Annotated in this window: 9 protein-coding genes; 7 read left to right on the top strand and 2 right to left on the bottom strand. The window is 68.0% G+C overall.

From position 1 onward, the window contains the following. The 6 genes from Q0863_RS18300 to Q0863_RS18275 form a co-directional block, all read left to right on the top strand. Positions 1–558: transposase (locus tag Q0863_RS18300; RefSeq protein ID WP_298581735.1), on the top strand; the 558-nt coding region annotated here is incomplete at its 5' end. Between the two features lie 436 nt (positions 559–994). Next, entirely contained in the window at positions 995–2,035 is a 1,041-nt protein-coding gene (locus tag Q0863_RS18295; protein ID WP_298581733.1) for an efflux RND transporter periplasmic adaptor subunit, read from the top strand. A gap of 4 nt (positions 2,036–2,039) precedes the next feature. Further along, positions 2,040–5,084, top strand: coding sequence for an efflux RND transporter permease subunit (locus Q0863_RS18290; RefSeq protein ID WP_019186241.1), 3,045 nt, complete (start codon positions 2,040–2,042; stop codon positions 5,082–5,084). Next, positions 5,081–6,553 carry an efflux transporter outer membrane subunit gene (locus Q0863_RS18285; RefSeq protein ID WP_019186240.1) on the top strand — a complete coding sequence of 491 codons (1,473 nt, stop codon included), beginning with the start codon at positions 5,081–5,083 and terminating at the stop codon, positions 6,551–6,553. The genes Q0863_RS18290 and Q0863_RS18285 overlap by 4 nt, the downstream gene beginning before the upstream one ends. A gap of 307 nt (positions 6,554–6,860) precedes the next feature. Next, entirely contained in the window at positions 6,861–7,445 is a 585-nt protein-coding gene (locus Q0863_RS18280; protein WP_019186238.1) for an ABC transporter permease, read from the top strand. Continuing rightward, positions 7,442–8,554 (top strand): ABC transporter permease, encoded by a 1,113-nt coding sequence (locus Q0863_RS18275; RefSeq protein WP_019186237.1) that lies wholly within the window; start codon positions 7,442–7,444, stop codon positions 8,552–8,554. The genes Q0863_RS18280 and Q0863_RS18275 overlap by 4 nt, the downstream gene beginning before the upstream one ends. A gap of 283 nt (positions 8,555–8,837) precedes the next feature. Here the strand turns inward: Q0863_RS18275 and Q0863_RS18270 are convergent, their stop codons facing one another. Continuing rightward, entirely contained in the window at positions 8,838–9,494 is a 657-nt protein-coding gene (locus Q0863_RS18270) for a L,D-transpeptidase (protein WP_026070257.1), read from the bottom strand. Positions 9,495–9,640: 146 nt separating this feature from the next. Then, a complete protein-coding gene (locus Q0863_RS18265) occupies positions 9,641–9,835 on the bottom strand; it encodes a hypothetical protein (RefSeq protein ID WP_019186234.1) in 195 nt (64 codons plus the stop codon). 109 nt (positions 9,836–9,944) lie between these two features. Between Q0863_RS18265 and Q0863_RS18260 the strand changes: the two genes are divergently transcribed. Further along, positions 9,945–10,210: transposase zinc-binding domain-containing protein (locus tag Q0863_RS18260; protein ID WP_298581736.1), on the top strand; the 266-nt coding region annotated here is incomplete at its 3' end.

Here is a 10,210-nt window from a genome sequence, read left to right as displayed (position 1 = left end):
GCACACGAAAGCCACAAGCTCGAAAAGCTGTGCCGCTACATCACGCGCCCGGCGATCAGCGAGCAGCGGCTGTCGATAGCGCTCCAGGGCAGGGTGCGTTACCAGCTCAAGACCCCGTGGCGCAATGGCACCACGCATGTGGAATGGGATCCGGTGGATTTCATCGCCAAGCTGGCGGCGCTGGTCCCGCCACCGCGCGCCCACCTGACCCGCTTCCACGGGGTGTTTGCCCCGAACGCCGCCCTGCGCGCACAGTTGACGCCATCGGGGCGCGGCAGGCGGCATGACGCCGCTGTGGAGCCGGCGGACGCAAGCGCGAACGACGCGCCGCGCAGCCCCGAGCAGAAGCGCCGTGCGATGAGCTGGGCGCAACGGCTCAAGCGGGTCTTTTCCATCGACATCACCACCTGCGCCCACTGCGGCGGCGCGGTACGGATCGTCGCCAGCATCGAGGAACCCACCGCCATCCGCGCCATCCTCGCCCACTTCGAGAAGCACGGCGCGCTGGAGCAAGCGCACTACCGGCCCGCAGCGCGCGCGCCGCCGCCGGCCGCGTGACGAGGTGCCGGCCACACAGCCGGCAGCCAAGCCAGAGTCCGATCCGATGCGGCCACGACCCCGCAGGGCTGCGCTCGGCCCTGTGCCGGGATTCGGTGAGAAATGGCTACGCACTGAGCCGCTGCGTGGCCCCGCGATGTCGAAAACCCACGCATGAACCCCCGATCTGTGCCCGATCTGTGCCCAAAGCGGCGCTTGCGCGGCCGCTTCCTACCCGCCAGACTCGCAAAAAAGGGCGGTTGAACTTCCTATACCCGGCAGAGCTCTGGCAGAAATCGACTGTTCAGTCACGCCGTTCGCAACACATTGCTGTCGAACTCCTGCGCTGGCACTGGACTCTATTGTCAGTCCTAGCGCGTGCCACACCGCTATAACCGCCAATCAGACAGGAGCCCCGATGACGTCAACGCCAGCTTTCCCAGTGTCCAAGGCCTGGTTGACGATCATCGTCTGTGCGCTGCCGCTGCTCGGCGGTTGTTCCTCGGAGGCCGAGCCGGCGCCCGAGCCACCACGCGTGGCCTTGGTCGAGCCCTTGCAGCCGGCCGAGCCGAAGGCCGAGGCGCTGCGCTTTTCCGGCGTAGTGCGCAGTGTGACCACCACCCAGTTGTCCTTCGAGGTGGCTGGCCGCATCGAGCGCATCCTGATCGACGAAGGCACTCGTGTTCGTCGCGGGCAAGCCCTCGCACAGCTGGACCGCACCGACTATCGCCTGCAGATGCGTGAGGCCGAAGCGCGCCTGCGCCAGCTCGAAGCAGACCTGGCGCGCAAGCGCACCCTGCTCGCCGAAGGCATCCTCGCCCCCGCCGCCATCGAGGCGCTGGAGGCCAACACGGTGGCCGCCCGCGTGGCCCGCGACAGCGCCCAGCGCAATATCGATCACAGCACCCTGACGGCGCCATTCGATGGCGTCGTGGCTCGACGGCTCGCCGAACCGGACATGGTGGTCGCGGTCGGCACGCCGGTATTCGAGATGCAGGACAACCGCCATATCGAGGTCAGCGTCGATCTGCCGGAAAGCGCAGCACTGAGCATTCCGCTCGGGCCCGAGCTCAAGGCCGAGGCCGAGCTGGTGATCGCCGACCTGCGCCTGCCGCTGCGCTACAAGGAACACAGCACCCAGCCGCGTGAAGGCGCGCGCACCTACCGGCTGGTGCTGCAGGGCGAACCGCCGGAGGATTTCAACCTGCTGCCCGGTATGGCCATGCGCGTCAGTCTGGAGCGCCCCGCCCGGCCACAGACCGACGATGACGGCTTCCGTCTGCCGCTGTCGGCATTGCAGACCGACAGCGACGGCAAACACTTCGTCTGGCAGGCCGACGATGGCCGCGCCCGGCGCCATCCGGTTCAGCTGCAGCAAGTCGATGGCGATCAGGCGCTGATTCGCGGCGACGCACTGCAGGCGCAGATGCCAATCGTGGTAGCAGGTGGCAGCAAGTTGCACGAAGACCAGCCGATCGAAGCGCGGGAGCGGAACTGAGCCGATGGATTTTGCCCGTTACGCCATCACCCGACCGGTCAACATCTGGATTCTGGTACTGATATGCCTGCTCGGCGGCATCCTCGCCTTCTTCGAGATCGGCCGCCTGGAAGATCCGGAATTCACCATCAAGCAGGCTATCGTCAATGTGCAATACCCCGGCGCCACGGCGCTGGAGGTCGAGCAGCAGGTAACCGAGCCGCTGGAAAGCGCCATCCAGCAGATGTCGCAGATCAAGGAGATCCGCTCGCGCTCAATGCCGGGCATCGCCGAGATTCGCGTGGAAATGCAGGACCGATACGATGGCGATGCGCTGCCGCAGATCTGGGACGAGCTGCGCAACAAGATCGACGATGCCCAGGGCGACCTGCCGCCGGGGATCGAGCCGCCGATGGTGAATGACGATTTCGGTGACGTATACGGCATCTTCTACGCCCTGACCGGCGACGGGCTGACCCTCAAGGAGCTGCACGAAACGGCCAAGGACCTGCGCCGCGCCCTGCTCACTGCAGATGGCGTCGGCAAAGTGGAGATCGCCGGGGTACAGGAAGAACGCATTCTGGTGGAGGTCGATCAGGCGCAGCTGGCCGCACTGGGCGTCGCCCCGGACGAGATCGCCGCGGCCCTGACCGATACCGACGCCGCGGTGGATGCCGGTGGCGTCAATGCCGGCGACTTCTTTGTGCGCCTGCGCCCGAGCGGTGCCTTCGATTCTCTCGACGAGTTGCGTGCACTGCCGGTCGGCCAAGGGCCACAACGGGTCGAACTGGGCGCCATCGCCAAGCTATCGCGAGAATACGCCGAGCGGCCACAACAGATCATTCGCCACAACGGCCAGCAGGCGCTGACGCTCGGCATCAGCGGGGTATCCGGGGCGAATATCGTCGAGGTCGGGCATAGCGTCGAAGCTGTCCTGCAGGCCAACGAGCACCGTATGCCGCTGGGCGCCGACCTGCATCCGCTGTATGAACAGCACCAGATCGTCGACGAGTCGGTGAACAGTTTCGCGCTCAACGTGTTCCTCTCGGTGGCCATCGTGGTCGGCGTGCTGTGCATTGCCATGGGCATGCGCGCCGGCTTCATCATCGGTGCGGTGCTGTTCCTCACCGTGCTTGGCACACTGCTGGTGATGTGGCTGGTGGGCATCGAGCTGGAACGGATTTCCCTCGGCGCGCTGATCATCGCCATGGGCATGCTGGTGGATAACGCGGTGGTGGTCTGCGATGGCATGCTGGTGCGCCAGCGCCAGGGCAAGAGCATTCTCGAAGCCTCGCAGCAAACGCTGCAGCAAACGCAATGGCCGCTGCTTGGGGCGACCATCATCGGCATTCTCGCCTTCGCCGGGATCGGCCTGTCCCAGGACACCACCGGCGAATTCCTTTTCTCGCTGTTCTTTGTCATTGCCGTGTCGCTGCTGCTCAGCTGGTTGCTGGCCCTGCTGCTGGTACCGCTGTTCGGCCATTACCTGCTGCGCAATGCCGGCACCGACGAGGACCCCGATGCGGCCTACAACGGCCCCTGGTACAACCGTTATCGGCGCCTGGCCGGTGGCGTGCTGCATCGGCCCTGGCTGACCATCGGCGTGCTGCTGGTGCTGACGGTGGTCAGTGCCGTGATCTTCACCCGCCTGCCGCAGAGCTTCTTTCCGCCGTCAAGTACGCCGCTGTTCTACGTCAACCTGTTCCTGCCCCAGGGCACGCATATCCGCGATACCGCGCGCACCGCGACTGACGTCGAGGAGTACCTGGCGGAGATGGAGGGTGTCAGCGGCGTGTCCAGCTTCATCGGCGCCGGGGCCTCGCGCTTCATGCTCACTTACATGCCGGAGCAGCCGAATTCATCGCTGATGCACTTTCTCGTGCGCACCGAGGATGCGGATTTGATTGACGACCTGGTGCGGCAGATCAACCAGGAGTTGCCGCAGCGCTACCCATCGGCTGACGTCACGGCCGCTCAGTTCATGTTCGGTCCCAATGCCGAGGCCAAGCTGGAGGCGCGCATCAGCGGCCCGGATATCGACGTGCTACGGAGAATATCTGCCGAGGGTCGCAAGCGGTTGCAAGATGAGGGCAAGGTATTCAACGTGCGCGACGACTGGCGCCAGCCGGTGCTGGTGCTGCGCCCGCAGCTGGCACTGGATCGTCTTGCAGACGCCGGTCTGACCCGCCAGGCCGTGGCCCGCGCGCTCGCAGCCGGCAGCGAGGGCCAGCGGGTCAGTCTGCTGCGCGAGCGCGACGAACTGATCCCAGTGCTGCTGCGCGCCGCGCCCGACGACCGCATCGGCAGTGACAACCTGCTGCAGCGGCTGATCTGGAGCCCAGCGGGCAACGGCTACGTGCCGCTGGCGCAGGTCGCCGACGGCATCGAGCCGACCAGCGAGGACAGCATCATCGTGCGCTACGACCGCGAGCGCACCATCTCCATTCGCGCCGAGCCGCGGGATGGCGAGAACACCAACGAGGCGCACGAGCGCATTCGTCCGCTGATCGAGGGCATCGAACTGCCGGTCAACTACAGCCTGAAATGGGGCGGCGACTACGAACAGTCATCCGATGCCCAGCAGGCGTTGGCCAGTACGCTGGCAGTGCCCTATCTGGCGATGGTGCTGGTCACCGTGCTGCTGTTCGCCAAGGTGCGCCAGCCGTTGATGATCTGGCTGGTGGTACCCATGGCGATCTGCGGGGTGAGCTTCGGCCTGTTGCTCACCGGCCAGGCGTTCGGCTTCATGGCGCTGCTCGGCCTGCTCAGCCTGACCGGCATGCTGATCAAGAACGCCGTGGTGCTGGTGGACGAGATCGACCGGCAGATCGATGACGAAGTGCCACGCCTGACCGCCATCATCGAGGCCTCGGCGTCACGCCTGCGCCCGGTGATGATGGCTGCTGGCACCACGGTGCTGGGCATGGTGCCGCTGCTGTTCGACCCGTTCTTCGCCAACATGGCGGTTACCATCATGGGCGGCCTGGGCTTCGCCACGCTGCTGACCCTACTTGCGGTGCCATGTCTGTACCTGCTGTTCATGAAAGTGCGACCGGAGGAAACCGCATGACTGCCAAGGCCCTGGCCGCTCCGCTGCTGCTCGCCCTGGCCCTGAGCGCCTGCTCCAGCGCACCGCAGTATGCCGATCCGCAACTGCCGGAAGGTTGGTTCAGTGCCGCCGGCGCGCAAGCGGCGGATGCCGAAACGCTGGCCGCCTGGTGGCGCCAGTTCGATGACCCACAGCTCACCGCACTGGTCAGCCGCGCCATGCAGCAGAACCACGATGTGCGCCTGGCCATGGCACGTGTCACCGCAGCGCGGGCTCAGCTGCGCCAGTCGCGTGCCGGCCTGCTGCCGAGCTTCGACCTGCCCGGCTCGGCTAGCCGCCAGTGGGTCGAGAACGACCAGGACGCCGAACCTGGAAGCCCGCTGGCCGGCTTTATCCCTGACGATGATGTGATCAGCGTCGACACCTGGGAGCTGGCCTTGCAGGCCACCTGGGAGCTGGACCTGTTTGGCGCCACCCGCGCGCGGCGTGACAGCGCGGCCCGGCAACTGCGTTCGGCGGAGGCGCAGACGGTAGCGGCGCGGCTCGCCGTTGCCTCGAACACCGCGCAGGGCTATCTGCAAATGCGCGCGCTGCAGGGCCAGCGAGCCCTGCTGGTCGAAGGCATTGAAGTGGCGCGCGAGCTGGAGCGCATCGCCGGACTGCTCTTCCATGCCGGCGAAGTGACCCGACTGGATGTGGAAGCCACATCCGCCGAGCGCGCGTCGCGGGAAGCCGATCTGGATGAGCTGGATATCCACTTGGCCGAAGCGCAGCTGGCGCTGGACACCCTGCTCGCCGAGCCGCCGGGCAGCACCGCCGCGCGTTTCGCCGCCAACGCGCCGGTGCCACTGGCCGAACAGCGCATCGCCCCCGGCCAGCCCATCGACCTGCTGCGCCGCCGTCCGGACCTGATTGCCGAAGCGGCACGGCTGGACGCCGCCGAGCTGCAATCGCTGGCCGCTCGCCGCGACCTGTTTCCCAAGCTGGCGGTGCAGGCCGCAGTGGGCCGCTCCGGCTTCGCGCTGGGCGATGCAGTGTCCAGCGCGTCGAACTTCGCCCGAGTCGGTGCCACATTCGGCCTGCCGCTGCTGGACTATCCACGCCGCGGTGCAGCCATCGACCTTGCCGATGCCGAGGGCGAGACAGCCTATGTCGCATTCGAACAGGCGTTGGCCCGTGCGCTGGAGGAAGTCGAGCGTGGCCTGACGAGGATGGCTGGTCAGCAACGCCGACACGCATCCCTCAGCCGCACCCGCGAGCACCGCGAACGTGCGCATCGACTGGCGCAGCGCAGCTATGAGTTGGGTGAGGCCAACCTGAGTGAAGTGCTGGACGCCCAGCGTGGTGCACTACAGGCCAAGCGACAAGCGCTCGAGGGCAGGACGGAGCTAGCGACGGCCCAGGTGGCGTTGTATGTGGCGTTGGGAGGTGGGTGGCAGGCTGAGGCCGCAGATGCCGCGGCTAGGCCTGCAGAGAAATCGGCACAGTGAAGCCGTTGAAAAGCCAAAGCCTTTGGTCGCTCTAGCCAAACCGATTGCCAAGTCACTTGATAGCCTGGTTCGCCTCCTGGGAAACCAGGCGATCAAGCGGCTCAACGAAGCAGAGCCAGCAGTCTCCAGCTCTTGCTAGAGACTGCCAATTACCCTCTCATCCATGGCGGCTCCGGCGGCTCATCCTTCGGCGCATCGTCGGCCCCGCGCAAGGCCTCGCGGCGCTCCTGCTCGGCCAGCGTAGCCTTGATCTCGCGCATTACCGCATCGATATCTGCGGCATCTTCCGGCTCGGCAAACTCGCCGGTTGCTGCACCTCGCCGCCTGCCTGGCGATGGTGGGCGCGCTCGGGCGCGAACTGCGTGACGGCAGCGCGGGCACATGGCTGGCCGAGTGCGGCGATCGCCTGCTGCCGGCGGTGGCCGGCAAGCTGGCGCCGTACCTGCTGCTGTTCACCGCCTACGGCACGCTGTCGCTGCTCTGGCTGGCGGCGATCCGCGGCGGTGTGGCCGGCAGCGCGGTACTGCTGGTCGCCGCGCAGGCGGCGATGTACCTGGCCTACGGCGGCATCGCGCTGCTGCTGGTCGGGGCCACCCGCAATATGGGCACGTCGCTGTCGCTGACCGGACTGTATGCGGGCACGTCGCTGGCGTTCTCGGGCGCGACGTTCCCGGTGCAGGGAGCGCCGCTGTTCGCACAGGTCTGGAGCCAGCTGCTTCCCTTCACCGCCTACCTCAAGCTGCAGGCGCAGCAGCTCGACCTGGGTGCGGCATGGACGGCCTCGCTGTCGTTGCTGGGGACCTTGCTGCTGTTCGTGCTGGTGGCCGGCGGCGCGGGGCTGCGCCTGTATGCGCGCGGAGCGCGCGATCCGGCCTCCTGGGGGCAGCGATGAACCAGGTCAGGGCCGCCTTCCTGGAGACTCTGCGCGCCGTGTTCTCGGACCGCTACGCGGTGGTGACGCTGATCGGCGCCGTGGTGCTGTACTCGTTCTTCTACCCGGTCGCCTACCGGCACCAGGTGGCTTCGCAGTATCCGGTGCTGGTGGTCGACCTCGACCATAGCGCCATGAGCCGCGCCCTGGTGCGCAAGGCGGGCGCGGTGCGCGCGGTGAGGATCGTCGGCGATGCGACCTCGGTGGAGGAGGCCCGGCCAAGGATCGCCCGTGGTGAAGCGCAGGGCCTGCTGGTGGTGCCCGCGGGGTTCGAACGCGGGATCCTGCGCGGCGGGCAGGGGCAACTGGCGCTGTACGGCAGTGGTGCGTTCCTCGGTCGCGGCGGCGTGGTGCTCGAGGGCCTGGGCGAGGCCGCCGCCGCGTTCGCGCGCGAGGCCGCCGTGGTGCAGGCAGGTTTCGCAGGTGCGCCCGGCGCAGCGCCGCTGCAGGTGGTGGCGCGGCCGCTGTTCAACACCCGCGAGGGTTACGGCAGCGCCGTGGTGCCGGGCGTGGCACAGCTGATCGTGCAGCAGACACTGTTGATCGGCATGCTGGTCATGGCCGGCACGCGTCGCGAACGCCTGGGTCGGCTGGCGTTCTCGCGCCGCGGCCTGCTCGGCATCGCCGCCGCGTTCGCGCTGATCGGCGTGTGCAGCATGCTGTACTACAACGGTCTGGTGATGTGGCTCCAGGACTATCCGCGTGGCGGCAATCCGCCCGGTACGCTGGTGGGCGGAGCGCTGTACGTGGCCGCGGTGGTGGCGTTCGGGCTGTTCGCGGGCAGTTTCTTCCGCACCCGCGAACGGCCCTTCCAGCTGATGCTCGTCACCGCGCTGCCACTCTTCTTCCTGTCCGGGCTCTCATGGCCGGCCGTGGCGATGCCACAGCCCCTGGCGTGGCTGGCGAAGCTGGTTCCCTCCACGCCCGGCATCAACCTGATGGTGAAGTTCAACCAGATGGGCGCAAGCTTCGCCGAGGCGCTTCCCGAGTTGTGCAACCTCGCTTTTTTGACACTGCTGTATGGCGCGCTGGCGGTATGGCGCTACGCCCCGGCGCGGGACGGCGCCTGACGGGCCGGTCACGGAACACGGGGCCGGGGCGGCTTCTGCGCAGGTATCGGAGATCGTCTGCGCGCTGGATGTGCTGGCCGACAATATCGATCCGGCCGAAAGCTGCAAGGCCTTCCGCGTCCGCATGCCGAGCGCCGATGCCCTGCTGCGCAACCGCGGCCTGAAGTGACTTCGGCGGGTGCGGTAACGAAAAGGCGACCCGGGCGACCGGGTCGCCTTTTTCATGCTGCGGACGACGCACCGGAGACGCCGCGTCATCCGCCGCGCGGCCACGCACCGGTGCTCAGTCGCCGGCGGTCTTCCGGGTGCCGGCGCCCGCGAACTCCGGAAACGCCTCCTCCAGCGAGCCCTCGTCCGGCAGCACGTAGAACACGCCGCCGCGCGCGAAGGTGGGGCTGACGACCTGCTCGTAGAACGCCGGAGACACGTTGATGCAGCCGTGGGTGACCCGGTTGTCATCCGGCGTTGGCGAGGCCAGACGCTCGGGGCGCTTTTCCTCCGGCACGCCGGTCGCGGTCGGGTGGATCGAGACCGCGGAGTCGTAGTCGACCCACAGCACGCGGCCGGCATCGATGGACGGACCGTAGCCGCCGACGAAGCGGCCGGCCGGGGTGGTGCGGTCGCGGCCGGGGATCTCGCGCAGGGCGAGGCCCGCGATGCCGGGGGCGGTGTGGTCGCCCACGGCGGAGCCGAACAGGCCGGGCGCGGCGCCGCGCAGGCGGCCATCGCCGCCGAACACGAGGATCTGGGCGGCGGCCTTGTCCATGATCGCGAAGGGATAGCCCTGGCTGTCGCCGGAGGCGACGACCCAGCCGGCCAGTTCGATCACCGTGTCGGAGACGTCCTGGCCGCGGGGCAGTTCGTCCAGTGACGTCACCGGCGGGGTGCCGTCGTCGCGCGCGCTGGCGGTGGCGCCCACGCTGGCCAGCGCCAGCGCCAGCGCAACCGCGCGCCGGCCCGGGTGGGAGAGGGAGTGGGGGAAAGTACGGATGGGAAGCTCCTCGGGGGCGGAACACCATCCAACGCGGGGATCCGCGCCGCGCAGGCGACGGATCCCCGCGCCGGTCGGTCAAGCGGAGTGCGTGCTCACCCGCGCGGCACGCGGCGCGGCGACGATTCCAGCTGCTGCACGCGGCCTTCGATCTGGTCGAGGCGCTGGTTGGCGCGCTGGGCGCCCTGATTGGCGGATTCGGCGCTCTGGGCCGCGCCCTGCACCTGGGTGTCGAGGCGGTCGAGGCGGGAGTCGCCGCGGCAATGTCTGACGCGAAGATCAGAACGCACCGATACGAACGTGCGAACACAGGCGCAACACTGAGCAGCCGTCCCCGCACCGGAGCGCTGCGTGCCGCGCCTCGCCACATCCCGGCGGCAAGCCGCGGGATGCGCGCCACTGCCGTCCGCCCACACCGGTTCGCGGTACGCGCGCCACGCGCCCGAGCGCACGCTGCTGTACGCGTTGGTAGAGGCGCACTACCCGGACTTCATTGTACGGATCGAAGCGGAGGGCCGCTCGCTGCCCGGATATGTCCGCGAGGAGTTCGAGACCTACCTGCGCTGCGGCGTGCTCGAGCACGGCTTTCTGCGCGTGGTCTGCGAGCACTGTCGTGCCGAGAGGCTGGTGGCGTATTCCTGCAAGAAGCGCGGGCTGTGCCCGAG

It is taken from the genome of uncultured Luteimonas sp., from assembly GCF_947492465.1.
Classification (GTDB): domain Bacteria; phylum Pseudomonadota; class Gammaproteobacteria; order Xanthomonadales; family Xanthomonadaceae; genus Luteimonas.
The sequence above is the reverse complement of the archived record's forward strand: the minus strand, read 5'-3'. Positions and strand labels throughout refer to the sequence as shown.